Origin of the sequence: Flexivirga sp., assembly GCF_035551235.1 — a bacterium.
Taxonomy (GTDB): domain Bacteria; phylum Actinomycetota; class Actinomycetes; order Actinomycetales; family Dermatophilaceae; genus Flexivirga.
In genome coordinates this window covers 50084-76622 of the sequence record NZ_DASZNO010000010.1, presented here as the reverse complement: position 1 = coordinate 76622, position 26539 = coordinate 50084, and the positions used below count along the sequence as shown (strand labels likewise).

The following is a 26539-nucleotide window of genomic DNA, read 5'->3' as shown; positions in this document are numbered from 1 at the left end:
GGGCTGGGAGAGCAGCGACTCGGCGTTGGTGCAGTCGGTGCGGTGCACCGACACTCCGTTGCCACGGGTGATGAAGCCCATGATCGGGTCGCCCGGCACGGGCGTGCAGCACCGCGCCAGCTTCACCCACACGTCGGCGGTGCCGACCACGACCACGCCGGGGTCCCCGGAGCGTCGGCGCATCGACCGGGTCGGGGTGGTGGCCTCCGCCAGGTCCTCGGACGCGCCCTCCTCGCCGCCGAGCGACGCCACGAGGCGACCCACCACGTGCTGGGCCGACACGTGCCCCTCGCCGACGGCGGCATACAGGGTGTCGATGTCCTGGTAGCGCAGCTCGGACGCAAGCCCGGTCAGGGACTCCACGGACATGAGGCGTTGCAGTGGCAGCCCCTCCTTGCGCATCGCCTTGGCGATGGCGTCCTTGCCCGTCTCGATCATCTCCTCGCGGCGCTCCTTGGAGAACCACTGGCGGATCTTGTTGCGGGCGCGAGGTGACTTGACGAAGTTGAGCCAGTCGCGCGAGGGCCCGGCGCTGCCGGCCTTGGAGGTGAGCACCTCGACCACGTCGCCGTTCTCCAGCACCGACTCCAGCGGCACGAGCCGGCCGTTGACCCGGCCCCCGATGCAGTGGTGCCCGACCTCGGTGTGGACCGCGTAGGCGAAGTCGACCGGCGTCGACCCGGCGGGCAGCGCCACCACCTCGCCGCGCGGCGTGAAGACGTAGACCTCGCGGGCGTTGATCTCGAAGCGCAGCGAGTCGAGGAACTCCCCCGGGTCCTCGGTCTCCTTCTGCCAGTCGAGCAGCTGGCGCAGCCAGGCCATGTCGTTGATGGGCCCGGTCTCACCGTCCCTGATGCCGGGCGCCGGCGCGGCGGGGTCCTCCTTGTACTTCCAGTGCGCGGCGACGCCGTACTCGGCGCGGCGGTGCATGGTGTGGGTACGGATCTGGATCTCGACCGGCTTGCCCTGCGGCCCGATCACCGTCGTGTGCAACGACTGGTACATGTTGAACTTCGGCATCGCGATGTAGTCCTTGAACCGCCCGGGCAGCGGACTCCATCGGGAGTGCAGGGTGCCGAGCACGGCATAACAGTCACGCACCGACTCCACCAGCACACGCACCGCGACGAGGTCGTAGATGTCCTCGAAGTCGCGACCGCGCACGATCATCTTCTGGTAGACGGAGTAGTAGTGCTTGGGCCGTCCGGTCACCGTGGCCTTGATCTTCGCGGCCCGCAGGTCGGCGGTCACCTGCTCGCGCACTCCGCGCAGGTATTCCTCGCGGGCCGGCGCGCGATCGGCGACCAGTCGGGCGATCTCGTCGTAGACCTTCGGGTAGAGGGTGGCGAAGGACAGGTCCTCCAGCTCCCACTTGATGGTGTTCATGCCCAGCCGGTGGGCCAGCGGGGCGTAGATCTCCAGCGTCTCGGTCGCCTTGCGCTGCGCCGACTCGGCCGAGACGTAGCGCCAGGTACGCGCGTTGTGCAGCCGGTCGGCCAGCTTGATGACCAGCACGCGGATGTCGCGTGCCATCGCGATGACCATCTTGCGGACGGTCTCGGCCTGCGCCGCGTCGCCGTAGGTCACCTTGTCCAGCTTGGTGACGCCGTCGACGAGCATGGCGATCTCCTCGCCGAACTCGTTCTTGAGCTGCGTCAGGCTGTATGGCGTGTCCTCGACCGTGTCGTGCAGCAGCGCCGCGGCGAGGGTCGGTGGCGTCATACCGAGTTCGGCGAGGATGGTGGCCACGGCCAGCGGGTGGGTGATGTAGGGATCCCCGGACTTGCGCAGCTGACCTTTGTGGGAGCGCTCCGCCACGCCATACGCCCGGTCGATGATCGCCAGGTCGGCCTTGGGGTGCGTGGCGCGCACGATCGCGAGCAGTGGCTCGATCTCGCTGTTGGTGCTCGGGCGCGGAGCACCGAACCGGACGAGTCGGGCACGCACCCGGGAGGCACCTGACGGATTGCTGGTGCGCTCGTCCTGACTCATAGAGAGAGTGTAATCGTGTGGACTGTGCTCCCCCGAGCAGGTGACTCAGTCGACCAGGGTCGCCCGGACGTCACGACCGGGCAGCTTGTCCCGCCCGTGCAGGAAACTCAGCTCGAGCAGCATCTCGATCCCGACGACCTCGGCTCCGGCACATTCGATCAGCTCGCACGCCGCCGCGGCGGTGCCGCCGGTCGCCAGGACGTCGTCGACGAGCAGGACCCGGTGCCCCGCGGCGAACGCGTCGGTCGTGACTTCGATGGTCGCCTGGCCGTATTCGAGGTCGTAGGACCGGCTGTGCGTGTCACCGGGGAGCTTCCCGGCCTTGCGGATCGGAACGAACCCCAACCCCATCTGCAGCGCCAGCGGTGCTCCGAGGATGAAGCCCCGCGCCTCGACCCCGGCGACGATGTCGACCTTGCCGGCCCACCGGCCGGCGATGTCCGTGAGCACAGTCGTAAAGGCGGCCGGCTCCCGGAACAACGGTGACAGGTCCTTGAACTTGACACCGGGCTTCGGGAAGTCGGCCACCTCACGGATGTGCGCGGCCAGCACCTGCGCGGCGCTGTCAGTCATCGGCGTCGCGCTTCGCCAGCGGGTGGATCTCGCGCTTGCGGACCTTCGTCGCGGCGGCTGTCCTCGCGGCCTTGGCGCGCGACGGCTCGATCACGCCGGAGATGGACTCACCGGGTGTGTGCTCTTCGCGCTTCTCGGTCCGCGCCAGCACGCTCGCCTGGCTGTTCTGGTAGGCGTGCGCCCGTCGGTCCAGCTCCTTGATGCTCGCCTCGCGGTGCCGCAGTGAGGTCAGCAACGGGGTGGCGATGAAGATCGAGGAGTAGGTGCCGACGGCGATACCGAAGAACAGGGCGACGGCCAGGTCCAGCAGGGTGCCCGGCCCGAGCAGCGTGATGCCGACGACCATGATCGCGGTGATCGGCAGCAGTGCCACGACCGAGGTGTTGATCGACCGCACCAGCGTTTGGTTGACGGCGTAGTTCGCCGCCTGCGCGTAGGTCCGGTTGCCGTCCCTGATCGCTTCGTCGGTGTTCTCCCTGACCTTGTCGAAGACGACCACGGTGTCGTAGATCGAGTAACCGAGGATGGTCAGGAAGCCGATCATGGTGGCCGGCGAGATCTCGATGCCGGTCAGCGCGTAGATGCCGACGGTGAAGAACAGGTCGTGGACCAGTGCGACAAGCGCCGCGACGGCCATCGTCCAGGTCCGGAAGTAGACCGACAGCAGGATCGCCAGCAGCAGCAGGAAGACGATCAGTGCCTGGATCGCCTTGTGGGTGACCGAGCTACCCCACGAGGGACCGATGAACTGCGTGGTCACCGAACTCTGCTTGACGCCGAATTCCTTGGCCAGCGCGGCGCCGACCTTGTCGGTGGCCTGGGAGGTGCCGTTGCCGAGCTTCTTCGACTCGATCTTGATCGTGCTCGCCCCGGCCTTGGTGACCACCAGGTTGTCCGCCGAACCGACCGCGGACTTCACCGCGCTGTGCGCACGCTGGTCGAAGTTGCTGGTGCTCTTGATGTTCGTGACCGACACCTGGGAGCCGCCCTCGAACTCCAGGCTGAAGTTCAGGCCGCGGCCGAAGATGCCGACGGCGGCGATCACCAGGAGTATGGCGGTCAGGAGGTACCAGGTGCGACGGCGACCGATGAAGTTGATCTGCCGGCGACCGGTGAAGAGGTCGTTACCGAACTGCGCGAAGCTCGCCATCAGGCGTGTCCTCCCTCGACTGCGGTGGAGTCCCCAGCCGCCTTGCGGTCGGCGATCGTGACGCGACCCCGTCCGGCATACGTGACGCCGGCGGCACCGAGCCGGTCCGGATCGAATCCGGACCACTTGTGCCCGCTACCGAAGAACCTCGTGCGCGCCAGCATGGTGAGCACCGGGTGGGTGAACATCATGACGACGGCGATGTCGACCAGGGTCGACAACCCGAGCGTGAACGCGAACGCCTTCACGTTGTCCTCGGACAGCACGTAGAGCACGGCGGCCGCCAGGAAGTTGACCGCGTCGGAGACGATGATGGTCCGGCGGGCTCGGGCCCACCCGGTCTCCACGGCAGCACGCAGGGGTCTGCCGGATCTGACTTCATCTCTCACGCGCTCGAAGTAGACGATGAAACTGTCCGCGGTGATACCGATCGACACGATCAGACCGGTCACCCCGGCCATGGTGAGACGGAAGCCGCTGGTGAAGCCGAGCAGGGTGACCAGGCCGTAGCTCGACACGCCGGCGACCACCAGTGACGCGACGGTGACGAAACCGAGTGCGCGGTACTGCAGCAGCGAGTAGAGCACCACGAGCGCCAGGCCGATGAGGCCGGCCAGGATGCCCTTCTGCAGCTGGTCGGTGCCGACCTGCGGGCTGACCTGGTTGGAGGTCAGCTCCTTGAAGGAGAACGGCAGTGCGCCGAACTTCAGCTGGTTGGCCAGCGTCTTGGCGCTGCTCTCGGTGAAGTTTCCGCTGATCTGCGCCTGGCCGTCGGTGATCACGGCCTGCGACTCGGGCGCGGTGATGACCTTGCCGTCGACGGTGACCGCGAAGCGCTTCTTCGGGTTGCCGGCCGGGTATGGCGTGAGCCGCTCGGTGACGGCGGCGAACGCCTTGGCACCGGTGCCATCCAGCTTGAGGTTGACCACGACCTGATTGGTCGCGACACCCTGCTGGTTGGTGCTCTGTCCGTAGCTCGCGTCGGTCAGGTCCTTGCCCTGAACCTCGACCGGACCCATGAGGTACTTCTCGGTGTCGTCGCAACCGACGTTGGGCTGGCCGGCCGGCGCCTGGGCGGCGATCTCCTGCCACTTCAGGGCCGGCTTGCCCTTCGGTGCCGCAGCCTGGGTGCAGGGGTATGCCTGGAAGAGTTCGGTGTAGGTCTCGCCGGGCGTCGCGAGGCCGTTGTCGACCCAGATGGAGTCGACCGGGAAATCACCCCACGCGTCGTCACTTCCGCTGGACGGCGTCGGGCGGGCGCCCGGCAATTGCCGTTGCGGGGTGGTCGGCTTCGGTGTCGGGGTGCTCGTCGCCGACGGCTTCGACGTCGCCTTGCTCGACGAGCTGTCCTTGCCGCTCGGCGACGGGGTCGAGGTGTCGGCCTTGAAGGCTTGCGGCACAAGGTCGTTCGCGCCGGTCGACTTGCCGGTGGACGACGCCTGCGACTTCGCCGGCGTCGACTTGCCGCTCGTTGCGGGACTCTTCGAACCCTTCGGCGTGCTGCTCGGCGAGGCCGAACCGCTGGGCGTCGGGGTGGGCGTCTGCGCCGGCGCGATCTGTTGTGCGGTGATCACCGGCCGGAACGACAACTGCGAGGACTGCGCGAGCGACTTCAAGGTCTGCTCACTCGGGTTGCCGGGCAAGGACACCTGGATGAGCGACTTGTTGACGGTGGTGACCTGCGCCTCGGAGACACCGTTGCCGTTGACGCGGTTACGGATGATGTTGACGGCCTGCTCGACCTCACCGGCGTTGACCTGCTGGCCCTTGCCGACGATCGGCTGCAGGGTGATCTGACGGCCGCCCTCGAGGTCGAGGCCGAGTTGCGGCGTCCACTTGCCGTGCGGCGAGCCCCACGCGGTGGTGCCGGCGATCCCGGCATACAGCGCAACGAGCAGCAGCAACAGGATGGTCAGGATCTGCCGCGGTTTACCCGCAGGGCGTCGACGTGCTCGGGTTGCCACCTATTCGGCCTTCGTCTCGGGGGCTTGGTCGTCGTGCTTGTCGAGGTCCACCGTCTCGGGCTCCTCGGACGACGTCGCTTCGACGGGAGCACCGATCTGCGTTCGAGGAACGATCGCGCGACGCACGAAGCGCAACTGCACGCCCGGGGAGACCTCGATGGTCCCCTCCTCTTCATCGAGGGACACCAGAGTGCCGAGCAGACCCGACGTGGTGCTGATCTCGTCGCCCACCTTGATCTGGTCCTGTGCGACGCGCATCTGCTGCTGCCGCCGGCGCTGGGTCCAGAAGAGCCAGGCGATCAGCAGCACCGGCAGGAGGAAGATCAACGAACCCATGCCGGCTCCAGTGCATACATCAGAAAGTCAGTCCTTGATATCGAGGCGGCGTCGGGCAGCAATAAGCGGCCGACGGGTGAGTCTAAGTGAGCAACGTCGCTACGGGGCGCCGGGGTTCCGAGCGTGTCGGTGTCAATCTCCGAATCGCCCGCTGACGCCGTCGTCCTCCAGGGGCAAGGGTATGGCGCCAGCCGCCGTCGGTGGGGCGGTCAGGCCGAGATGTGTCCAGGCCAGCGCGGCAGCCGCCCGACCGCGCGGCGTGCGCACCAGGTAGCCCTCCCGCACCAGGTAGGGCTCCGCGACCGTTTCCACGGTGTCCGGCTCCTCGCCGACCGCGACCGCGAGCGTGGACAGGCCGACCGGGCCGCCGCCGAACCGGCGACACAGCGCCTCGAGCACGGCGCGGTCCAGCCGGTCCAGGCCGCTCTGGTCGACGTCGAAGAGCGACAGTGCAGCACGGGCCGCCGCGAGGTCGAGCACGCCGGACCCGTGCACCTGCGCGTAGTCACGCACCCGCCGCAGCAGGCGGTTGGCGATGCGCGGCGTGCCGCGCGACCGGCCGGCGATCTCGGCGATGCCCTGATCGGTGGCATCGATGCCGAGCAACGTCGCGTTGCGGGTGAGGATCTGCGCCAGGTCGTCGGCGGTGTAGAAGTCGAGGTGTCCGGTGAAGCCGAACCGATCGCGCAGCGGTGCGGGCAGCAGCCCGGAACGGGTGGTGGCTCCGACGACGGTGAACGGCGGCAGCTCCAGCGGTATGGCGGTGGCGCCCGGCCCCTTGCCGACGACGACATCGACCCGGAAGTCCTCCATCGCGAGGTAGAGCATCTCCTCGGCCGGCCGCGCCATCCGGTGGATCTCGTCGAGGAAGAGCACCTCACCCTCGGCGAGCGACGACAGGATCGCGGCCAGGTCGCCGGCGTGTTGTATGGCGGGACCGCTGGTGATCCGGATCGGTTGCTCCAGCTCCGCCGCGATGATCATCGCCAGCGAGGTCTTGCCGAGTCCGGGCGGACCAGACAGCAGGACGTGGTCCGGTGGCCGCTGGCGGCGCCGGGCGGCTTCGAGCAGCAGGCCGAGCTGGTCACGCACGCGCGGCTGGCCCGGGAAGTCGGCGAGTCGCTTGGGCCGCAGCGCGACCTCGAAGCGCCGCTCCTCCTCGTCACCCACCGGGTCGACGATGCGCGCAGTGGCGTCGTAGGAGCCATCGCCTTCGGTGTCCATCTCGTCCATCATGTCAATCCCTTCGCCGCGCCTCTGCCCTCGGCTCCGGGCCTCGCTCGTTCCTCACTCGGATCCTCACCTCGGTCGGCGCTCAGCGCCCGAGCTCACGCAGCGCAGCGCGCAGCAGTGCGGAGACCTCGGTGACCTCGGGAGCTGCGGAAGCCACCTTCGCGACGGCGTCGTCGGCCTGCTTCGCGGACCAGCCGAGACCGATGAGCGCCTCACTGACCTGGTCGTGACCGCCCCCGGCCGGCGCTGCCGGCACATCGCGCTCACCCGTCGCGGTGATCGGACCGACCTTGTCCTTGAGCTCGAGCACGATGCGCTCGGCGCCCTTCTTGCCGATGCCGGGAGTCTTGACCAGCGCCGCAACATCACCACCTGCAATGGCGGCACGGATCTGATCAGGAGTGGCAACAGCGAGCATTGCCAGGGCGATTCGCGGCCCGACGCCACTGACGGTTTGCACCAGCTCGAAGAGGTCGCGCTCCTCGGTGCTGCCGAAGCCGTAGAGCGTCAGCGCGTCCTCGCGGACGACGAGCGTCGTGGACAGAGTCGCCTCTCCCCCGGTCCGCAGCGACGCGGCCGTGCCGGGGGTCGTGTGCGTCAGCAGCCCCACCCCACCGACTTCGACGACCACCTGATCGAGACCCACGTGCAGGACGGTGCCGCGCAGCGTGGCGATCATCCGCGCGCCCCCGTCGCAGCGCGCTGCTTGGCGACCGCTGCCGCGATGCGGTCCTGGGCGCCGCCGCGCCATACATGACAGATGGCGATGGCGAGGGCGTCGGCGGCGTCCGCCGGCTTCGGCGCGGTGTCGAGCTTGAGGATGCGGGTGACCATGGCGGTCACCTGCGCCTTGTCGGCGCGGCCGTTGCCGGTGACCGCGGCCTTCACCTCACTCGGTGTGTGCAACGCGAGCGGCAGACCGCGTCGCGCTGCGGCCAGCATCGGTATGGCGGAGGCCTGCGCCGTGCCCATGATCCCCTTGATGTTGGCCTTGGCGAAGACCCGCTCCACGGCGACCGAGTCGGGCTCGTAACGCTCCATCCATTCGTCGATCTCGGTCTGCAGGCTGAACAGCCGCTCGGCCGGATCGTCGGCGACCGGGGTGCGCACGACTCCCACCGCGATCATGCGCACCGGCTGACCGATGCCTCCTTCGACGACACCGAGACCACAACGGGTCAGGCCGGGGTCGACTCCGAGCACTCGCACAGCGGGGCAGCTCCTTCTTCGGCGGACGGTCCGACATATGTTCGGTCTCCGTCAGCTTAGGCGGGACTGCCGCCATACCCGCGCAGGCGCCGGCGGCGCGTCGGGATGCGCGATATCAGTCCTCGGCTTCGAGCTCCGCAAGCACTTCGTCGGAGACGTCGCCGTTGGCGTAGACGTTCTGCACGTCGTCGCTGTCCTCGAGGACGTCGATGATGCGGAACATCTTCTTGGCGCCCTCCTTGTCCAGCGGCACCTCGACGGTCGGCAGGAACGACGAGTCGGCGGAGTCGTAGTCGATGCCGGCGGCCTGCAGCGACTCGCGCACGGCGACCAGGTCGGTCGCCTCGGAGATGATCTCGAAGGACTCACCGAGGTCGTTGACCTCTTCGGCGCCCGAGTCGAGCACGACCTCGAGCAGGCCGTCCTCGGTGGCCTCGCCCTCCGGCTGCTTCTTCGGGACGATCACGACGCCCTTGCGGTTGAACATGAACGCGACCGAGCCCGACTCCCCCATCGAGCCGCCGTTCTTCTGCAGCGCGGTGCGCACCTCAGCGACGGCGCGGTTCTTGTTGTCGGTCAGGCACTCGATGAGCAGCGCGACACCGCCGGGCGCGTAGCCCTCGTAGGTCAGCGCGAGGTAGTCGGCACCGCCGGCCTCGGCGCCGGACCCGCGCTTGACCGCGCGGTCGATGTTGTCGTTGGGGACACTGGACTTCTTGGCCTTCTGGACAGCGTCATACAGCGTCGGGTTGCCGGCCAGGTCACCACCGCCGGAGCGCGCCGCGACCTCGATATTCTTGATCAGCTTGGCGAACAGCTTGCCGCGCTTGGCATCGATCGCCGCCTTCTTGTGCTTCGTTGTCGCCCACTTGGAGTGACCGCTCACAGCGACACCCTCCTTCGTCGGGTCTCGCTATTCACCTGAGTTGATCGGCGCTCGCTGCGCTCGCTCATGTATGTCCCTCTTCTGAATCGAAAGTGCGGAGGCCTCAGCAGGCGATGCTATCGCGCGTCACTGCTGCGCCATACGCAGGAAGTATTCGTGCACCCGGTGATCGCCGGTCACTTCCGGGTGGAAGGAGGTCGCGAGCAGGTTGCCCTGGCGGACCGCGACGATGCGCCCGGCGGCCGGTCCCGTGGCCACCGTGCCGAGCACCTGCACGTCCGGACCCACCGACTCGACCCACGGCGCGCGGATGAAGACGGCGCGCACCGGCTCCGACTGCTCGCCCATGATGGCCGGCATCGACAGGTCCTCCTCGAAGGAGTCGACCTGCCGGCCGAATGCGTTGCGGCGCACCGTGACGTCAAGGCCGCCGAGCGTCTGTTGATCAGCGGTCGCGTCGAGCACGCGATCGGCCAGCAGGATCATTCCCGCGCACGAGCCGTATGCCGGCAGGCCGTCCTGCAGCCGCTGCCGCAGCGGATCGCGCAACTCGAACGCTCGCAGCAACTTGTCCATCGTCGTCGACTCGCCGCCGGGCAGCACGATGCCGGCGAGCCCCTCCAACTCCTCCGGTCGACGCACCAATCGCGTTGTGGCACCGAGCGATTCGAGCGAGCGCGCATGCTCGCGAACATCGCCCTGTACGGCGAGCACACCGATGACTGTCTTCACCGCAAAAGCGTCCCACAGGGCGCCACGCCGCCCGCCGGGAGGTGGCAACGTTGAAAAAACCGGTGCGCCTCGCTCGGACCTTCGATAAACTCACGATATATCGCGATACTGAGGAACGCTAAGTATTTCTGTCGCGGAGAACTTCCGGGAGGGGTCTTCGGATGAATCGTCGTTATGCAGGACTGGTCTGCGGCCGCCGCAGCAAGTACGTCGTGCTCGTCATCTGGGTCGTCGCGCTGATTGCGCTCGGCCCGCTCGCCGGCAAGTTGTCGGGCACCCAGGACAACCAGACGTCGTCGTGGTTGCCGGCCAGCGCGGAGTCGACCAAGACGTTCGACCAGCTCGGAACCTTCGTCGACCGCGACAGCATCCCGGCGATCGTCGTCTACCACCGGGACGGCGGGCTGACTGCTGCCGACCGTGCGAAGGCGAAGGCCGACGTGGCGACATACAGGAAGCAGACGCCGCATCTGGCCGGCCCGGTCGTCGGGCCGATCCCCGCGACGGACGGCACCACGCTGCAGACCCTCATCCCGCTGCACGTCGATCCCAAGTCCGGCTGGAACGACCTGCCGAAGACCGCGAAACAGATCCGCGCCACCGCCGCCGACGGGGCGCACGGCATGAGCGTGCACCTCGGCGGTCCGGTCGGCTTCGGCGCCGACCAGGCCGATGCGTTCGCCGGCATCGACGGCACGTTGCTCTTCGGCACGCTCGGTGTGGTCATCCTGATCCTGCTGCTGACCTACCGCAGTCCGATCCTGTGGGTGCTGCCGATCCTCAGCGCCGGCGTGGCACTCACCGCAGCGCAGGCCTTCATCTACCTGCTCGTCGACCACACCGGACTCACGGTCAACGGCCAGAGCTACGGCATCCTCACCGTGCTCGTGATCGGTGCGGGCACCGACTACGCACTGTTGCTGGTCGCCCGCTATCGGGAAGAACTGCGCAGGCACGAGGACCGCCACGAGGCGATGGCCTTCGCACTGCACCGATCCGGGCCGGCGATCTTCGCCAGCGGCAGCACGGTCATCCTCGGCATGCTCTGCCTGCTGGCCGCCGAGATGAACTCCACCAAGGGGCTCGGTCCCGTCGCCGCACTGGGCATCGTCTTCGCACTGTTGGCGATGCTGACCCTGCTGCCGGCGCTGCTCGTCACGGTCGGCCGCTGGGTCTTCTGGCCGCGCCGCCCCACCTACGGCAGCCCGGAGCCGACACAGAGCGGCCTGTGGGCGAAGGTCGGCGGCTTCATCCGGCCGCGCCCGCGCGCGGTGTGGCTGGTGACGGTCGGACTCCTGCTGCTGTGCGCGCTCGGCCTGACGCAGCTCAACTCGCACAGCCTGTCCAGCACCCAGAGCTTCACCGGCAACCCCGACTCGGTCTCCGCGACGAAGGTGCTGCAGAGCCATTACAAGACCAACGCGTCCGATCCGGTCTACGTCCTCGTCGACACGGCCCAGGCAGCGCGCACGAGCAAGGCGCTCTCGTCGGCCGGGTTCACGCCGGCTGCGAAGCCCATCACCCGTGGCGACCGCAGCCTGCTGCAAACGGCGATCTCGGGAGATCCCTACAGCTCCAAGGCTTTTGATCAGGTCAAGCAGATCCGGGGCATCGCCCACGGCATACCCGAATCGCATGCTCTCGTGGGCGGCACGACGGCGGTGACGTATGACGTGCAGGAGGCGACCACCCACGACAGCCGCGCCATCATCCCGCTGACGCTCCTGGTGGTGCTGCTCATCCTGGCGGTCCTGCTGCGCGCGATCGTCGCGCCGGTGCTGCTCATCCTGACCGTGATCGTGTCGTTCGGCGCGGCACTCGGCCTGTCGTCACTCGTCTTCCATTACGTCTTCGACTTCGCCGGCACCGACCCGTCACTGCCGCTGTTCGTCTTCGTCTTCCTGGTGGCGCTCGGCATCGACTACAACATCTTCCTCATGACGCGCGTCCGAGAGGAGGCTCGGGAACACGGCACCCGTCGGGGCGCGATCGTCGGCCTGTCCGCCACGGGTGGCGTGATCACCTCCGCCGGCCTGGTGCTCGCGTCCACCTTCGCGGTGCTCGGCACGCTGCCGTTGGTGGCGTTCGCCGAGATCGGCTTCGCCGTCGCGCTCGGCGTGCTGCTCGACACCATCGTGGTGCGAGCGGTGCTCGTCAGCGCGCTGACGCTCGACATCGGCCCGAAGATCTGGTGGCCCGGCAAGCTGCGCAACGTGCCGGACGCATCGGCGGACCAGATCGCCTCCGACGCGGAAAGGGATGCCGCGCGCGTATGACGACCTGCCATCGCACTTAGAACCAGCAGGAAGTGCGCTGGGGCGCACGTGTTGCTGGTCCTTAGCTCCGGACTGTGCAGCAACGGCGTTAAGGGCCAGCAGGAGGTGCGTCCTGACGCCGCATACAAGCATTCGCGGGTCGCCCCGCCCCTGTGGTCCGCGGCACGTGCGGACATCGGCGCCGAGTGGTCTGATGGTGCCCATGGACGATGAGACAGCCGCCAGGATCGCCGCGCTGGAGCAGCACATCGACCACCTCTACGCGCTGCTCGGCCAACAGGGGCCCTACACCACGCCGGCATGGACGCAGCCGCCCACCACGCCGAACATCCCGCCGCCGACGATGACCGCCGGTGCGGTGTCCGAGAGCGTGATGGGGTTCGTGCGGCAGGGCAAGGAGATCCAAGCCATCAAGCAGTACCGCGAGGAATCAGGGGTTGGGCTCCGGGACGCGAAGAAGGTGGTCGACGCGGTGGTGCGTGACTATCGCGACGGGCGCATCCGCTGAGCCAATCGCCAATGCTGTCAGTGCACCTCGGGGGCGACGGCAACGATGTCCGGGTCGGCACAGGCCTTCGCGTATGCCGCAATGCGCGCCCTGATCTCGCGTCCGAGCAGCCATTGACCGATCGGCTCGGCGACGACACGCAACCAGGCCGGCCGCACCGAGTAGGTGTATTTCCACCTGGCCGTCGTTCCTGCGACGCCGTCTCGCTCCGCAGCGACGAAACGCCAGCCACCGCCGAAGGATTCGAAGAACCACGGCCCCTTCTCCATGGTCATCCCGACACTAGTCGGCGGCCGGTAGGACACGTAGCGGCTGATCATCTTCGGCCCGACGCGTGCCTTCGTCAGCGTGTGGACGCCGACGCCCGGACGATCGGCGTCCATCAGTCGCTGTGCCCGGATGAACGGGTCCCAGCGCAGCCGCACCTCCCCCGTCGTCTGGCTCACTGCGAACGCGACGTCGACGGAGACCGGGATCCACACTTCGGCACTCACCTGAGGCATGCGGCGAGTGTATGACGCCCGCCGCGTGGTGTGATGCCTTCATGGCTCTCGACGACATCGACCTCGGCCACCTCGAGCGCTGTGTCGAGCTCGCCCGCGAGGCACTTGACGACGGCGACGAACCGTTCGGATCGCTACTGGTCGACTCGGCCGGCGCCGTGCGGTTCGAGGACCGCAACCGGGTCAAGGACGGCGACCAGACGCGCCATCCCGAGTTCGCGATCGCCCGCTGGTCCGTGGAGCAGCTGACCCCCGGCGAGCGAGCCGTCGCCACGGTCTACACCTCCGGTGAGCACTGCCCGATGTGCGCCGCCGCCCATGCGTGGGTCGGTCTCGGCCGGATCGTCTACGCGTTGTCCTCGGCACAGCTGACCGCTTGGCGCACCGACTGGGGTCTGTCAGCCGGCCCGGTCCGGTCGCTGGCCATCTCGCAGATCGCTCCCGGCATACCCGTCGACGGACCGGCACCGCAGTTCGAAGCGTCCATGCGCGAGCTTCATCACCGGCACGCGATCGGGAGCTGACCGAGCCCAGAGCGTTAAGTGACCTGCCTCAAAGGACTCGCGGACTTCAACGACGAGTCGCTGGGCGAGCTGCTGGAGAAGATCGTGCTGCATTCGTTCGATCCGGTCGCCGGCGACGAGGGCGAGTCGTGCGCAAGTCCGCACAGCAAACGCGAACTCGAGCTGATCGGCACGCTCCGCCAGCTGTATGACGTGCCCGCCGACTCACACGCGAGCCGCGATTTCCCACGCGACAAGGCGTCCGACGATGCCGAGTGACGGCTTCTTCGGTGAGTGACGGTCCAATCTCGCCGTCACTCGGCGAAGAAACCGTCACTCGCGAACTCAGCTGACCCAGCCGCCGCGGAAACCCCAGTCACCGAAGTCGCCGTACGTCGGCCCGCGCCCGCCGCGCCCGCCGCGGCCACCGAGATAACCGCCGACGACGGCCGCGCCGAGCTCGTCGAGCTCGGGTGCCACTACCCGGCCGTCTGCACGCTTGGCCAGCTGATCGACGAAGCGGGCCAGACCCGGGTCCTCACCGAGCCGGAAGATCGTCGTCTGTGCGCCGAGCCGCACCGCAGTGTCGAGTTCGCGCACGCTGTAGGCGATGGTCAGCGGATGCGGCGGATAGCTGAACCACGCCTCGCCGTCGGGCTCCAGGTGGGCGGTGGGCTCGCCGTCGGTGACGATCAGCAGCACCGGCTGGGCGTTCGGGTGTCGGCGGAAGTGCTGGTTGGCCAGCATCAGCGCGTGATGCAGGTTGGTGCCCTTGTCCCATTCGGCCGACAGTGCGGTGAGCGTGTCGATGTCCATCGTCTGCGCGTGCCGGCCGAAACCGATGAGCTGCAACGAGTCTCCGCGGAAACGGGTCTGGATCAGGTGGTGCAGCGCCAGCGCGGTGCGCTTCATCGGCACCCAGCGACCGTCCATCGCCATCGAGAACGACGTGTCGACCAGCAGAGCGACCGCGGCCTGCGTGCGAGCCTCGGTCTCCTGTACCTCGACGTCGGTGATCGCCAGCAACCGGTCGTCGTCGCCACCAGCGCGACGCAGCGCGGCATTGGTCAGCGTCCGGGTGACATCCCAGGGCTCGGTGTCGCCGAACTGCCACTCCCGGCTCGCGCCGGTCGGCTCGCCCGCCATACCGGCTCGACGTGCGTCGCGGGACCCGGAGCGCCCGCTCAGCCGGGTGGCAACGTCCTTGAGCAGGGTGCGCCCGAGCTCCCGCATCGCGCGCGGCGACAACTTCAGCTCACCGGTGGAATCCTTTGTCAGATAACCACGTTCGCGTAGCGCCTTCTCCAGCTCGGCGAGCGTGCGAGCGTCCGCGGCCGCCTCGTTGCCCAACTGTTTGGCCAGTGCGTCGAGGTCGAGGTCGTCCATCTGGGCGCCGGCATACTGCTGCGACAACTGCTCGGACAGGTCGTCGAGCTGGGCCAGGTCCTGTATGACGCCGGTGCCGTCGCCCAGGCCCATGCCCTGCTCACCGCCGAACGGCTCCGAGCCGGACCAGTCCTCCCCCGGTCGCAACGCCTGCAGGTTGCCGTCGAGCTGGGCGAGCTGCTCCATCAGCTCCGGCGAACCGAACGCCTGCTGCGACAGTTGCATCAGCTCCTCGCGCTGCTCCGGCGTCATCGAGTTGAGCATGCGTTGCGCGGCTGCGGCGCGTTGTGCGAGTGAATCGAGCAGTTCGTCGATGTTCTGCGGGTTCTCCGGGAAGAAGTCGCCGTGCTTGGCCATGAAGTCGGCGAACTGCTGGTCGGTGTCCTCACCGCGGGCGTGGGCTTCGAGCAGCTCGTTCAGATCGCGCAGCATGTCGCTGATCTGCTGCCTGTCCTCGTCGGTGGCGCCCTCCAGCGCCTGTTTCATCCCGGCGAACCGCTGGTCGAGCATCTCGCGGCCGAGCAGGTCCTTGATCTGGTCGTACTTCTCGCGCGCCTCACTGCTGCGCCAGGGGTAGTCGGCGAGCTCGTTGACGGCCGCCGCGGTCGACGGCGGCAGGTTCTCGATTCGCATCTCGGCGAACCGCGCGTCGTCGTCCAGGTCACGCGCCAGCTGCTTGCGCTCGGCCAGCACCGCATCGTCCAGCAGCTGCTTGATCTCCTGGAAGGTGCCGTCCAGGTTGTGTTTCGCCAGTAGCTCCCGACGCTTCTCGGCCACCTGCCGGGCGAGGTCGTCCATACCGCGCTGCTGTCGGCCACCCCGACGCAGGAACTCCCGCATCGCGTGCTCCGGGCTGTAGCCGGCCATGACGTCCTCGCCGATGGCGTCCAGTGCCTCGGCCAGGTCGACCGGCGGTGCCAGCGGGTCGGGCCCGCCGGCATACCGGCCGTAGCGTGAACGATGAGTGTGCTTACGTGACAACGAGATACGCCTCCAGCTGTCTCTACTCTGCGGATCCGTGATGTATGACGAGCTGCGCGACTGCACCATCCGGGCCGGATGCCCAGCAGGCTCCGTCCGACGCACAGTGGATGCCGTCGTAGTCGGTCGTGTCGAAGGTCGACCAGGTGCGACCACCGTCGCTGCTCACGTCACTGCCGGTCGGGCCGACCGCGATCACGGCATTGCCCCATCCGGGCACGTAGGCCACGCCGGATCGGTAGCCACCGAGGGCGTTGCTGCTGGCCTTCCAGGGCGAGCTGCCGTGCTTGGTTGCGGCGGCGTCCGTGCCGTCGGTGGGCGCGGTGTAGTCGCCACCGACCGCGACACCGGTGCCGTGGTTCTTGAACGCGATGCTGTAGATGCCGGCAGCGTCTCCGGCGCGCACGGTCGTGTCTTCGACGGTCCAGGAGTCGCCGGCGTTCGTGGTGTGGAAGACGCGCGGGGACTCGCCTCCGGTGGCGAACCAGAATTCGCCGGGGCGCGCGCCGTGCGCGTCCTGGGCCGAGACCAGGCAGGTCCCGGACGCGGCGAAGCCGAATTCGTTGCCGAGTGCCTTCGGCATACCCGTCGTCGGCAAAGCGGTCCAGGACTTCCCGCTGTCGGTCGTGCGCGCGATGCGGAAGTAGCCGTCCACCGGGTCGCTCATGGCGAGGCCGATCCCCTTTGAGGAGAACGCCATACAGTCGTAGAACGCTGCGGGGTCGGTGTTGGTGAAGACCTGCTGCCAGGTCTGCCCGCCGTCATCCGTGCGGAAGATCCTTGAGTCGCTGCCCGGGCCGATCGACAGTGCCTCAGCGTGCTCGCTGTCCCACGCCTCGATGTCGCGCAGCGCCAGACCGTCGGCCTTCGCGGCCGCCGGGGACACGTCCGTCCAGTGCTTCCCACCGTCGGTGGTGCGCAGCACGCTGCCCTTCTCGCCGCTGACCCACGCGACGCGGCTGCTGACCGGAGCCAGGCCCCGGAACTGCTCCTGGACACCGGTCGGGCGTGGCGACCACGAGTAGCCCTGCTGGTGAAGCGAGCCGTGCTGATCGGCCGGTGCCGCGGCAGCAGGTGCCGCCAGCGCGGCCGCGGCGCAGACGGTCGCCACGAATCCGGCGATGCCCAGGGAGCGATGGGAAGCAGTGTGAGTGAACATGTTTCAGACGCTAGCCCTGCTCGCGGTGCCGGAGGTGCGTTCCGCACATCGTCATACGGACTCACTCTCGCCGTAGGTCGTGTTGCCGTCGTCGTCGGACTCCTTGCTGACCTGCTTGGCCAGGTAGAGCCCCTCGAGTGCCAGCTCGATGGCGCCGGCACGCTCGCCGGGCGTCGTCGCGTCCAGCCGGTCCGCGATCTGGTCGTAGAGGTCGGACTCCCCCAGCACCGGCAGCTCGCCGAGAACCGCTGCGGCACTGATCTGTTCGCCGGTCGTGACCCGCGCGCCGCGCTCCATGGCGCGCACCAGGAGCCCGAGATCGATGCCACGCAACCTGCCGCGTGCCGTCTCGGCCGTCGCCGTGCGCAGCAGGTGCTCCAGGATCGCTTCCTCCCGGCCCTCGTGGCCGGACTCGAACTCGACCTTCCCGGCGAGCACATCGACCGCGGTCTCCAGATCGATGACGCGCGCGACAGCCTCCGTCTCGTGCTGCACGGTCGCTCGGTGCAGTGCGGCGGCTGCGACGGTCTCAGCGGCAGCGATCGCGAATCGCGCTGACACGCCTGACCGTTGGTCGACCGCGCTCGACTCCCGCAGCGCACGCGTGAAGCGCGCGAGGATCTCGATCAGGTATGACGGCACCGTCGCCGCCAGGTGCGCCTCCTGCTCGACCACCGCGATCTCGCCCTCGACCTCGAGCGGGTAGTGGGTTCGCACCTGAGCGCCGAACCGGTCCTTCAGCGGGGTGATGATGCGGCCACGGTTGGTGTAGTCCTCCGGGTTGGCGCTGGCCACCACGAGCACGTCGAGCGGCAGCCGCAGCGTGTAACCGCGGACCTGGATGTCGCGCTCCTCCATCACGTTCAGCATCGCCACCTGGATGCGTTCGGCCAGGTCCGGCAACTCGTTGATCGCGACGATGCCCCGGTGCGATCGCGGGATCAGCCCGAAGTGGATCGTCTCCGGGTCGCCGAGACTGCGCCCTTCGGCGACCTTCATCGGGTCGACGTCACCGACCAGGTCGCCGACGGAAGTGTCTGGGGTTGCGAGCTTTTCGGCATACCGCTCATCACGGTGACGCCAGGCGACCGGCAACTCGTCGCCCAGCTCCGCTGCCCGGCGCCGGGACGCCGGCGTGATCGGCGCGTAGGGGTGCTCGCCGATCTCGGAGCCGGCGATCACCGGCGTCCATTCGTCGAGCAGCCCGACGAGGGTGCGTAGCACGCGTGTCTTGCCCTGGCCGCGCTCGCCCAGCAACACGATGTCGTGCTGCGCGAGCAGGGCGCGCTCCAGCTGGGGCAGCACGGTGTATTCGAAGCCCTGGATGCCGGGCCACGGGTCCTCTCCGGCCGCGAGCTTGGCCACCAGGTTGTCGCGCAGCTCCTCCCGGACGCTGCGCAACTGGTGCCCGGAGGCACGCAACTGGCCGAACGTGGTGATCGTGGGTGCAGGTGTCGAAGTGGTCGAATCCGTCACGCGCTCCACGCTACGCCTTTCCCGCGTGAAAGCGGAGGGGGTATCCGGATGAGTTGCCGACGCGTCGCTGCACTGTCCGGCGGCCCGTGCCAGAGGCCACCGGGCAGGTCACTGCCACGTGGCGTTCGAGGCACGAGAGGCCGGGGTCTTCGACAACGGGTCGTTCGACGACACCATCCGCGTAATCAGTCCGGAGGAAAATCCCAACGCGATGACCATCATCAGCGTCGTCGCCCAGGCGATGCCGCGCCCACCGGTGAGAAAGTTCGCAGCCCGGCCAATCGTGCGTTCGTTGGTCGTGTTGCCATAGGCGACCTGCCGAAACGCGAACCACTGACCCAACCGCTGCACGTTGAGCACCGTGACCAGCAAGCAGACTACGATCGCCACGCACTGGAATGTCAGGCTGGTGATTCCCCGCAGGCCAATGAGCTTCAGGACATCACCTGGGTGCGCGGTGACCACGTTTACCTGGTCCACCATGCTGCCATCCATAGCGGGGTATCGCGCTGCAACCTGCTCGCGCAATTGGGTTGGCGTCGCGCCACCACCGGGCGAAGTAAGCACCAGCACTGCTGCGCCGACCGTGCCGAGTGCGCCAACCGCGGTGCTTGCGAAGGTGGCCCAGCGGCGACCCGCGCCGCGTTCGGTGATCCGCAGCATCCAGCCAGCGCTTCCCATTGTCACGATCGAGGCGCCGACTGCCAGCCAGGTCAACAGCTGCCATCCCACCAGAAAGACCAGCACCGCAGCGACACAGGCAAGAGCCGTGAGACCCATCACGAGCCAGGTGTCGTCGTCGGAATTCGAACCCGCGCGCACGGTTTCGTTGCGTACGTTGTTGATCTGTTGTTGCACCGTGACGGTGTTGCCGATCTGCACCTGGTTGCTGTCACCGTCGATGACGACGCGGTGACCGCTGCTGCTGCCGTGATCGGGCGGTGGTGCGTGCCGTGACCAGAGGGCTGTCACTGCCGCCACGAGCAATCCGCCGACAGCCGTGGCCAGGGTTGGCCAGAAGAAGTTGTCCATATCGATCTCCGTCGACTTGAGACGCCACGTTCTGCAGTGCAGTTGGAACGTATGCCTAGGCACCGACAACTGCCCTCACCAACCTCGTGAGCGCCGGTGGACCCAAGAGCGAGGGCGACGTGTTGTCCTCGGTGCGCGGATGTACACCGCATCGCGGGTCGTCGGCGTACGCGACGCGCGCGCTCAAACGGCAGCTGGAGCGTGACCGACTGGGCGACCTGGTCGGTGCCTACTGTCGCCTGAAGGATCCGAGTCCCCGGCCAACATCCGCGCAGTTCGCGACCGATGTAGACAGATTTCTCGTCCAGGGATCGCCAGCAGCCTGTGGAACGGGCGAGACGACTTCGCGCCGCACGGGGTCGGGCGACCAGTAGGCCGACGTGCCCACGGCCGGCGTTCCGCGTGCTAGTCCCAGGCGCTGCCAGTCTGCCAATCCATCCAGTTCCGGTCCGCGCGCCGCTCAGCGTCGTTGTCGGGGCCAGCCGACCGCCGGTAGTTGGTCAACGCCCGCCCTAGCGCCGCCTGTCCAGTCGCCCCGGCCGATGACTTGGCGTCGCCGGAGGTGGGCGCAAGGGCACCCACCTCCCGACATACCGCGTCTCGACGAACGGCGTCCACAGGTAGCGCCACGCGTGCGGCGCCATACGACGCAGGTCGCCGTAGGGTGCACCGTGTTGAATGCGACAAGCCGGCGCACCCGCAGCGGGTGGTCCATCGCGAGCCGGAACGCGAGCGAGCCACCCCGGTCGTGGCCGACGACGTCGACCATCGGCAGGTCGAGCGCGTCGAGCAGCGCGCTGACGTCATCGACGAGATCACTCGTGCCGTAGCCCGTCGGCGGCGCATCGGACCGAGCGGCGCCCCGAGAGAGTCGACCGCGATGACCCGATGCGACCGGGCGAGCAGCGGTATGACGTGCCGCCAGGCGTACGAGTGCTGCGGCCAGCCGTGCAGTAGCACCACCGGCGGACCCTCGCCCGCTTCGGTCACGTGCATGCGCAGCCGGCCGGTATCGATCATCCGGTGCTGCGGTGCCGAGGTGGTGTCGGTCGTGCTCATTGCGCCCTCCCGGTGCCTGGACAGTGTCACCAGGAAGGGGACGCGAGCGGCCGAAAGGTTCCATCCCAAAAGGACTGGTCCGGAAACTCACCCGCCGGGTGGGTCGGACGGCGCACAGACATCCGACCGGGTGAGGAACCGGTAGCCGGTCGGCCCCTCCAGGGAGAAGCCGGAGCCACGTCCCTTCACCAGATCGATGGTGAGCGCGGTATGGCGCCATACGGCGTACTGCTCGCCGGAGATGTAGACCGGCACGGGGTGGTAACCCTCGCCGATCGGCAGGTCGCCCAGGTGTACGTCGCGCTCCCCCAGCCGGTATTCGCCCTCCGGGTAGCACATCGGTGCCGACCCGTCGCAGCACCCGCCGGACTGGTGGAACATCACGGTGCCGTGCTCATCGACGAGGCGGCGCAGCAGCTGCGCCGCCTCGTCGGTGACGGCCACTCGCTCGGCCATTTAGAAAAAGCCGAGCTTGCTGGCGCTGTAGGAGACCAGCAGGTTCTTCGTCTGCTGGTAGTGGTCCAGCATCATCGCGTGGTTCTCCCGGCCGATGCCGGACGACTTGTAACCACCGAATGCCGCGTGCGCGGGGTACTGGTGGTAACAGTTCGTCCACACCCGACCCGCCTGGATGCCACGGCCGGCGCGGTATGCCGTGTTGGTGTCGCGGGACCAGACGCCGGCGCCGAGGCCGTACAGCGTGTCGTTGGCGATCGACATGGCGTCGTCGAACCCGTCGAACTCGGTCACCGACAGCACGGGACCGAAGATCTCCTCCTGGAAGATCCGCATCTTGTTGTTGCCGGCGAAAATCGTTGGTGCGACGTAGTATCCGCCGGACAGGTCGCCGCCGAGGTCGACGCGCTCACCACCGGTGATGACGCGTGCGCCCTCCTTGGTGCCGATGTCGATGTAGGACAGGATCTTCTCGAGCTGGTCGTTGCTGGCCTGTGCGCCGATCATCGTCTCGGTGTCCAGCGGGTTGCCCTGCTTGATCGCCTTGACGCGCTCGGTGCCGTCCGCGAGGAACGAGTCAAAGATCGGTCGCTGGATCAGCGCACGACTCGGGCAGGTGCAGACCTCGCCCTGGTTGAGCGCGAACATCGCGAAGCCCTCGAGCGCCTTGTCGTAGAACGAATCGTCATGCGCCGCAACGTCATCGAAGAAGATGTTGGGGCTCTTGCCACCGAGCTCGAGGGTGACCGGGATGAGGTTCTCGCTGGCGTACTGCATGATCAGCCGGCCGGTCGTGGTCTCGCCGGTGAACGCGATCTTGCGGATCCTGTTCGACGAGGCGAGCGGCTTGCCGGCCTCGACACCGAACCCGTTGACAACATTCAGAACTCCCGGTGGGAGCAGGTCGCCGATCAGCTCCATGAGGAGCAGGATCGATGCCGGGGTCTGCTCGGCGGGCTTCAGCACGACGGCGTTGCCGGCGGCCAGTGCGGGTGCCAGTTTCCAGGTCGCCATCAGCAGCGGGAAGTTCCACGGGATGATCTGGCCGACGACGCCCAGTGGCTCGTGGAAGTGATAGGCGACGGTGTCGTCGTCGAGCTGACTGAGGTGACCCTCCTGCGCCCGGATCGCACCCGCGAAGTAACGGAAGTGATCCACCGCGAGAGGCAGGTCGGCGGCGAGGGTCTCACGGACCGGCTTGCCGTTGTCCCAGGTCTCGCCGACGGCGAGCATCTCCAGGTTCTGCTCCATCCGGTCGGCGATCCGCAGCAGGATGTTGGACCGTTCCGTGACCGACGTCTTGCCCCAGGCGGGCGCTGCGGCCTCCGCGGCGTCGAGCGCCTTGTCGACGTCTGCGGCGGTCGACCGGGCGACCTCGGTGAAAACCTTGCCGTTGACCGGGGAGACGTTCTCGAAGTACTTGCCGCTCACCGGCGGGACCCACTCGCCACCGATGAAGTTGTCGTAGCGGGCCTTGTAGGAGACCGGGCTGTCCGGTTCGCCCGGTCGCGCGTAAATCGTCATTCTGCGTGTCCTCCTGGCAGATGGTGCGTGCATGCCAGGCGTTCTCACCCGGCGTGTGAGACGCAAATTACGGACCGCAACGTTGCACCAACGTTGCGTGGGTCACACTCCGCGCAGTCGGCTGACTCGCGCACTGACGGTGTCGCTGCGCGGAGAGCCGGGGTCCATCAGCGCCGCGGCCGCCTCCCACAGGCCGAGGTCGTCTCGCCCGTGGAGGGTGTCGGCGAAGCGGAGCAGCAGGTCCGAATCACCGCGTGCCAGAACCGAATTGCGCATCCGCGTATGCAGCTGGTCCCGGATCTGTATGACGCCGGGCGCCTCCGACTCCGGCAGCACCGGTCCTCGATAGTTGCCGACCGCGGCGCCGATCTCCCCGCGGTCGAGGTGTCCCCGCACGACCGCCAGATCGGAGGTCACCCCGCCGGTGAAGCGGTACGGGCGAGAGGCCAGCAGCCCCGTCGGCAGCAGCCCGCGCAGGCGTGACATCTCGGCACGCAACGTCACCGAGGGGCGGTCATCATCGCTCAGTTCGACCGACAGCTGGCCGGCAGTCGTCCCGTCGGCGGCCTCGGACAGGAGCAGCAGCATCTCGCTGTGCCGCAGCCCGAACCGGCGCACGCTGTCCCCGCTGGAGAGCGTGGCGCTACTCGCTCCGAGGACCGTCAGTCGATGACCACCGACGCGTGCCGTGGAGTCGTGCAGCGCCATACCGGAGGTGAGGCGCGCCAGCCGCAACTGCGACTCGACGGCTGCCACGGTCGCGCCGACCAGGGCGAGACTCTGCGGTGTCACGGCTTCGTCATTGCCGGTCAGGTCGAGTGCGCCGAGCATGGCGCCGGTGTCCGGATCATGGATCGGCGCGGCCGAGCAGCTCCACGGCGTCACCTGGCGCGCGAGGTGTTCGGCGCCGCGGATCCGCACCGCACGGTCGACGGCCAGGGCGGTCCCGGGCGCATTGGTCCCGACGACCTGCTCGGCCCAGTCGGCGCCGGGGATGAAAAGCATCTGCTCGGCTCGTCTCCGCAGGGTCGCGTCGCCCTCGACCCAGAGCAGCCGGCCCGCCGCGTCACTGACGGCCACCAGCAGCCCTGCCTCCGCAGCGCTCTCGGTGAGCAGCGAGCGGATCAATGGCATCGTCGCGGCCAGCGGATGGGGCTCGCGCAACGCGTGCAGGGCGTCATCCGCCAGCGGCTCCTGACGCAACTCTGCTTCCGGGTCGAGACCGTCGGTCAGCGACCGCAACCAGGATTGATAGACCTCGGGCCGCACCTGGCCCGGGTCACGCCGCTCGAGGAACTCCTCCCGCGCCTGCTCAGCACGCCGACGGTTGTCGTCGTGCCTCGGACTCGGTCGGGACGGAACCATGACACCACCGTAACGGCGTCCGGCGGCCGCACCAGTGGTTCTCGGGCTGTCCGTCCGTCTCCGTACCCTGGAGGTATGACGCTTCAGATCGGTGCACACGTCGACCAGCAGGACCCGATTGCGGAGGCAGCGGCGCGCGGCACGGATGTCGTGCAGTTCTTCCTCGGCGATCCGCAGAGCTACAAGGGTCCGGTGATCGCGTATGACGGTGGCCCGGCGCAATTACGCGCCGACGCCGAGGCCGCCGGGGTGCGGGTCTACGTCCACGCGCCATACATCATCAATGTTGCGACGCTGAACAACCGGATCCGTATCCCGAGCCGCAAGCTGCTGCAGCAGCACATGGATGCCGCCGCGGAGATCGGCGCGGCCGGATTGATCGTGCACGGCGGTCACGTCAACAAGTCCGACGACCCGGCCAAGGGGTTCGACAACTGGCGCAAGGCGATCGAGGCGACCGACTGCAAGATCCCGTTGCTCATCGAGAACACCGCGGGCGGCGACAACGCGATGGCACGTCACCTCGACCGGATCGCCGGCGTCTGGGGTGCCATCACCCAGGCTGATGGCCACGAGCAGGTGGGCTTCTGCCTCGACACCTGCCACGCGTGGGCCGGCGGCATCGAGTTGGCGGAGGCGGCCGAGCGCGTCCACGAGATCACCGGCCGGATCGACCTGGTGCACTGCAACGACAGCCGTGACGCCTTCGACTCCGGCGCCGACCGGCACGCCAATTTCGGTGCGGGACAAATAGATCCGGATGAGTTGGCCGGTGTCGTGCGCGCGGCCGGCGCCACGGTCGTGTGCGAGACTCCCGGCGGCGCCGAGGAGCACAAGGCGGACATCGCCTGGCTCCGCGAGCGACTCTGACGCCCAAGCTGGTCGAGTAGCGGCGAGCCATCCAAGCGGGTCGAGTAGCGGCGAGGAACGAGCCGCGTATCGAGACCACGGGTTTCGATACGTCTCGCCGCTGCGCTCCTCCGCTACTCAACCCGCATTTTGCTCAGTCGGCGTGGCTGACCATGTTGACGACGGTGCCGTCCGGCGCCTGCACGAAGAAGCGGCGCACGCCCCACTCCTCGTCGGTGAGCGGATGCACGATCCGGTAGCCGCGACGCCGTGCCTCGGCATACGCAGCATCGACATCGGCGACGTGCACCGAGATCGCCGAATCGACCGGTGCGGTCCTGTCGCGGGTCACCAGCTGCACGCACGCGCCGGACCCTGGCGCGCTGCGGTGTGTCACCCAGCCGAGGTTGAAGCCCTCGTCGGTCAGTCCGAGGTAGTCGCCATAGAAGTCATCGACGCCGTCCAGGTCGGGCACCCGAAGATTTGCGGTCAGGTCCCGTGCAAGAGCGGGTGAGGTCGCTCGTCCGCGGTCGTCCGCCCGCTGATTGAACATCCAGCGATGCCCGAACGGATCGTGCAGGACCGCGATGCGACCGTTGGGAGTGTCTTCGGGTTCCCGATCGATCTGTGCGCCAACTGTTTTCGCTTGCCGCACGACGACGTCGACGGCAGTGGTGTCGACGTGCAGCGTGACCGCGTTGTGCCGTCCCGGATCCGGAGCGGCGACACCCGCACTGTCGAACTCGTCGGACATCATGAACCGCGCGTCGTTGCCGATCGTCAGCTCCACGTGGCCGATGCGGCCGTCCTCCATGACGATCGGCTCGAAGGAGACCCGGGCGCCGAATGCGTTGCGATACCACTCGATTGCGGCGCGTGCGTCCGCGACCGTGATGTATGGCGTGATGCTCATGACTGCTCGTTCTCGAAGGTGACGGTCGCGTCCCAGCCCCAGTGCGGCATCGGCAACTCGCCGGGCACCTCGTCGGCTGAGCCGTGGTGGGTGTACATCGGATGCCAGGTGGCCCAACTCCAGTAGTCCAGGATCGCTTGGTACGTCTCACGATCCGCGTCCACACCGGCGTCCCGCAACGCACCGGCGAAACACTCGATCGCGCGCTCGTTCATCTCGTCGTGCTCACCGTTGCCGCTGTGCATCCGCACGACCGTGGCGTGGTCACCATAGGTCGACGTGTAGCGCGCCGGTCCGCCGAGCGCCTCGCCGAGGTATGCCGCGAGCCGGTCGACGTTGTCCGGTCTCGTCCCACCGTGGAATGCGTGTGCCACCACCGGATCGGCCATCGCGCGCCGGTGCCAGGCCGTCGCGATGCGCGTCATACCGGCGGCACCGCCGGCCGCGTCGAAGATCGATTCGCTCGCCATGGCA

At 68.0% G+C, this 26539-nt stretch carries 26 protein-coding genes and 1 pseudogene; 5 read left to right on the top strand and 22 right to left on the bottom strand.

All coding sequences use genetic code 11. From position 1 onward, the window contains the following. The 10 genes from VG502_RS02190 to pdxT all read right to left on the bottom strand — a co-directional run. Positions 1-1992: RelA/SpoT family protein (locus VG502_RS02190; RefSeq protein WP_325548263.1), on the bottom strand; the 1992-nt coding region annotated here is incomplete at its 3' end. A gap of 45 nt (positions 1993-2037) precedes the next feature. Continuing rightward, a complete protein-coding gene (locus VG502_RS02185) occupies positions 2038-2565 on the bottom strand; it encodes an adenine phosphoribosyltransferase (RefSeq protein WP_325548262.1) in 528 nt (175 codons plus the stop codon). Continuing rightward, the gene (gene secF / locus VG502_RS02180) at positions 2558-3715 is read right to left on the bottom strand and encodes a protein translocase subunit SecF (RefSeq protein ID WP_325548260.1); all 1158 of its coding nucleotides are present in this window, start codon (positions 3713-3715) and stop codon (positions 2558-2560) included. Before secF ends, VG502_RS02185 begins: the two co-directional genes overlap by 8 nt. Next, positions 3715-5679 carry a protein translocase subunit SecD gene (secD, locus tag VG502_RS02175; RefSeq protein ID WP_325548258.1) on the bottom strand — a complete coding sequence of 655 codons (1965 nt, stop codon included), beginning with the start codon at positions 5677-5679 and terminating at the stop codon, positions 3715-3717. The genes secF and secD overlap by 1 nt, the downstream gene beginning before the upstream one ends. Further along, complete coding sequence (yajC, locus tag VG502_RS02170) at positions 5680-6015, bottom strand: preprotein translocase subunit YajC (RefSeq protein ID WP_325548257.1); 336 nt, start codon at positions 6013-6015, stop codon at positions 5680-5682. A 132-nt stretch (positions 6016-6147) separates the two neighbouring features. Then, positions 6148-7251: a Holliday junction branch migration DNA helicase RuvB gene (ruvB, locus tag VG502_RS02165; protein WP_325548255.1), complete on the bottom strand. Its 1104-nt coding sequence runs from the start codon at positions 7249-7251 to the stop codon at positions 6148-6150. 79 nt (positions 7252-7330) lie between these two features. Continuing rightward, positions 7331-7927, bottom strand: coding sequence for a Holliday junction branch migration protein RuvA (gene ruvA, locus VG502_RS02160; RefSeq protein WP_325548254.1), 597 nt, complete (start codon positions 7925-7927; stop codon positions 7331-7333). Continuing rightward, positions 7924-8457 (bottom strand): crossover junction endodeoxyribonuclease RuvC, encoded by a 534-nt coding sequence (gene ruvC, locus VG502_RS02155; RefSeq protein ID WP_325548252.1) that lies wholly within the window; start codon positions 8455-8457, stop codon positions 7924-7926. The genes ruvA and ruvC overlap by 4 nt, the downstream gene beginning before the upstream one ends. A gap of 115 nt (positions 8458-8572) precedes the next feature. Next, complete coding sequence (locus VG502_RS02150; protein ID WP_325548250.1) at positions 8573-9343, bottom strand: YebC/PmpR family DNA-binding transcriptional regulator; 771 nt, start codon at positions 9341-9343, stop codon at positions 8573-8575. Between the two features lie 126 nt (positions 9344-9469). Next, positions 9470-10075 carry a pyridoxal 5'-phosphate synthase glutaminase subunit PdxT gene (gene pdxT, locus VG502_RS02145; protein WP_325548249.1) on the bottom strand — a complete coding sequence of 202 codons (606 nt, stop codon included), beginning with the start codon at positions 10073-10075 and terminating at the stop codon, positions 9470-9472. A 161-nt stretch (positions 10076-10236) separates the two neighbouring features. Between pdxT and VG502_RS02140 the strand changes: the two genes are divergently transcribed. Both VG502_RS02140 and VG502_RS02135 read left to right on the top strand, forming a co-directional pair. Further along, on the top strand, positions 10237-12351 hold the full coding sequence (locus tag VG502_RS02140; protein ID WP_325548247.1) for an MMPL family transporter: 2115 nt from the start codon (positions 10237-10239) through the stop codon (positions 12349-12351). Positions 12352-12553: 202 nt separating this feature from the next. Beyond that, complete coding sequence (locus tag VG502_RS02135) at positions 12554-12859, top strand: hypothetical protein (RefSeq protein ID WP_325548245.1); 306 nt, start codon at positions 12554-12556, stop codon at positions 12857-12859. 17 nt (positions 12860-12876) lie between these two features. Here VG502_RS02135 and VG502_RS02130 read toward each other — a convergent pair whose 3' ends face one another. Continuing rightward, positions 12877-13362 carry an SRPBCC family protein gene (locus VG502_RS02130; RefSeq protein WP_325548244.1) on the bottom strand — a complete coding sequence of 162 codons (486 nt, stop codon included), beginning with the start codon at positions 13360-13362 and terminating at the stop codon, positions 12877-12879. A gap of 41 nt (positions 13363-13403) precedes the next feature. Between VG502_RS02130 and VG502_RS02125 the strand changes: the two genes are divergently transcribed. Next, on the top strand, positions 13404-13886 hold the full coding sequence (locus VG502_RS02125; RefSeq protein ID WP_325548242.1) for a nucleoside deaminase: 483 nt from the start codon (positions 13404-13406) through the stop codon (positions 13884-13886). Between the two features lie 18 nt (positions 13887-13904). After that, positions 13905-14144 (top strand): hypothetical protein, encoded by a 240-nt coding sequence (locus VG502_RS02120; RefSeq protein ID WP_325548241.1) that lies wholly within the window; start codon positions 13905-13907, stop codon positions 14142-14144. Positions 14145-14210: 66 nt separating this feature from the next. On the opposite strand, the gene VG502_RS02115 is transcribed toward VG502_RS02120, so the two are convergent. The 9 genes and pseudogenes from VG502_RS02115 to VG502_RS02080 form a co-directional block, all read right to left on the bottom strand. Further along, positions 14211-16232: a vWA domain-containing protein gene (locus VG502_RS02115; RefSeq protein WP_325548239.1), complete on the bottom strand. Its 2022-nt coding sequence runs from the start codon at positions 16230-16232 to the stop codon at positions 14211-14213. 22 nt (positions 16233-16254) lie between these two features. Next, entirely contained in the window at positions 16255-17391 is a 1137-nt protein-coding gene (locus tag VG502_RS02110; protein ID WP_325548237.1) for a WD40/YVTN/BNR-like repeat-containing protein, read from the bottom strand. Positions 17392-17442: 51 nt separating this feature from the next. Next, positions 17443-18867 (bottom strand): sigma 54-interacting transcriptional regulator, encoded by a 1425-nt coding sequence (locus VG502_RS02105; protein ID WP_325548235.1) that lies wholly within the window; start codon positions 18865-18867, stop codon positions 17443-17445. Positions 18868-18975: 108 nt separating this feature from the next. After that, on the bottom strand, positions 18976-19899 hold the full coding sequence (locus VG502_RS02100; protein ID WP_325548233.1) for a hypothetical protein: 924 nt from the start codon (positions 19897-19899) through the stop codon (positions 18976-18978). Positions 19900-20359: 460 nt separating this feature from the next. Further along, positions 20360-20824, bottom strand: coding sequence for an alpha/beta fold hydrolase (locus VG502_RS02095; protein ID WP_414655692.1), 465 nt, complete (start codon positions 20822-20824; stop codon positions 20360-20362). Further along, a pseudogene (locus VG502_RS21815) lies at positions 20779-20895 on the bottom strand (alpha/beta fold hydrolase); the annotation flags it as partial. The pseudogene VG502_RS21815 and the gene VG502_RS02095, both read right to left, overlap by 46 nt. Before the next feature lie 150 nt (positions 20896-21045). Further along, positions 21046-21414, bottom strand: coding sequence for a DUF779 domain-containing protein (locus VG502_RS02090; RefSeq protein WP_325548230.1), 369 nt, complete (start codon positions 21412-21414; stop codon positions 21046-21048). Further along, on the bottom strand, positions 21415-22938 hold the full coding sequence (gene adh, locus VG502_RS02085) for an aldehyde dehydrogenase (RefSeq protein WP_325548228.1): 1524 nt from the start codon (positions 22936-22938) through the stop codon (positions 21415-21417). It abuts the gene before it with no gap. Positions 22939-23040: 102 nt separating this feature from the next. Then, positions 23041-24303: a GAF domain-containing protein gene (locus VG502_RS02080; RefSeq protein ID WP_325548226.1), complete on the bottom strand. Its 1263-nt coding sequence runs from the start codon at positions 24301-24303 to the stop codon at positions 23041-23043. A 75-nt stretch (positions 24304-24378) separates the two neighbouring features. On the opposite strand from VG502_RS02080, the gene VG502_RS02075 reads away from it, so the two are divergent. Further along, positions 24379-25173, top strand: coding sequence for a deoxyribonuclease IV (locus VG502_RS02075; RefSeq protein ID WP_325548224.1), 795 nt, complete (start codon positions 24379-24381; stop codon positions 25171-25173). Between the two features lie 133 nt (positions 25174-25306). On the opposite strand, the gene VG502_RS02070 is transcribed toward VG502_RS02075, so the two are convergent. Then, positions 25307-26065: a VOC family protein gene (locus VG502_RS02070; protein ID WP_325548223.1), complete on the bottom strand. Its 759-nt coding sequence runs from the start codon at positions 26063-26065 to the stop codon at positions 25307-25309. After that, on the bottom strand, positions 26062-26535 hold the full coding sequence (locus VG502_RS02065; protein ID WP_325548221.1) for a globin domain-containing protein: 474 nt from the start codon (positions 26533-26535) through the stop codon (positions 26062-26064). The genes VG502_RS02070 and VG502_RS02065 overlap by 4 nt, the downstream gene beginning before the upstream one ends. Between the last annotated feature and the right edge of the window lie 4 nt (positions 26536-26539).

What these genes read in the sequence shown, in the direction of transcription:
- VG502_RS02185 (WP_325548262.1), bottom strand. Translation starts at nt 2,565, where the DNA reads ATGACTGACAGCGCCGCGCAGGTGCTGGCCGCGCACATCCGTGAGGTG.
- secF (WP_325548260.1), bottom strand. Translation starts at nt 3,715, where the DNA reads ATGGCGAGCTTCGCGCAGTTCGGTAACGACCTCTTCACCGGTCGCCGG.
- yajC (WP_325548257.1), bottom strand. Translation starts at nt 6,015, where the DNA reads ATGGGTTCGTTGATCTTCCTCCTGCCGGTGCTGCTGATCGCCTGGCTC.
- ruvB (WP_325548255.1), bottom strand. Translation starts at nt 7,251, where the DNA reads ATGATGGACGAGATGGACACCGAAGGCGATGGCTCCTACGACGCCACT.
- ruvA (WP_325548254.1), bottom strand. Translation starts at nt 7,927, where the DNA reads ATGATCGCCACGCTGCGCGGCACCGTCCTGCACGTGGGTCTCGATCAG.
- VG502_RS02140 (WP_325548247.1), top strand. Translation starts at nt 10,237, where the DNA reads ATGAATCGTCGTTATGCAGGACTGGTCTGCGGCCGCCGCAGCAAGTAC.
- VG502_RS02135 (WP_325548245.1), top strand. Translation starts at nt 12,554, where the DNA reads ATGGACGATGAGACAGCCGCCAGGATCGCCGCGCTGGAGCAGCACATC.
- VG502_RS02130 (WP_325548244.1), bottom strand. Translation starts at nt 13,362, where the DNA reads ATGCCTCAGGTGAGTGCCGAAGTGTGGATCCCGGTCTCCGTCGACGTC.
- VG502_RS02125 (WP_325548242.1), top strand. Translation starts at nt 13,404, where the DNA reads ATGGCTCTCGACGACATCGACCTCGGCCACCTCGAGCGCTGTGTCGAG.
- VG502_RS02110 (WP_325548237.1), bottom strand. Translation starts at nt 17,391, where the DNA reads ATGTTCACTCACACTGCTTCCCATCGCTCCCTGGGCATCGCCGGATTC.
- VG502_RS02100 (WP_325548233.1), bottom strand. Translation starts at nt 19,899, where the DNA reads ATGGACAACTTCTTCTGGCCAACCCTGGCCACGGCTGTCGGCGGATTG.
- VG502_RS02090 (WP_325548230.1), bottom strand. Translation starts at nt 21,414, where the DNA reads ATGGCCGAGCGAGTGGCCGTCACCGACGAGGCGGCGCAGCTGCTGCGC.
- adh (WP_325548228.1), bottom strand. Translation starts at nt 22,938, where the DNA reads ATGACGATTTACGCGCGACCGGGCGAACCGGACAGCCCGGTCTCCTAC.
- VG502_RS02080 (WP_325548226.1), bottom strand. Translation starts at nt 24,303, where the DNA reads ATGGTTCCGTCCCGACCGAGTCCGAGGCACGACGACAACCGTCGGCGT.
- VG502_RS02075 (WP_325548224.1), top strand. Translation starts at nt 24,379, where the DNA reads ATGACGCTTCAGATCGGTGCACACGTCGACCAGCAGGACCCGATTGCG.
- VG502_RS02070 (WP_325548223.1), bottom strand. Translation starts at nt 26,065, where the DNA reads ATGAGCATCACGCCATACATCACGGTCGCGGACGCACGCGCCGCAATC.
- VG502_RS02065 (WP_325548221.1), bottom strand. Translation starts at nt 26,535, where the DNA reads ATGGCGAGCGAATCGATCTTCGACGCGGCCGGCGGTGCCGCCGGTATG.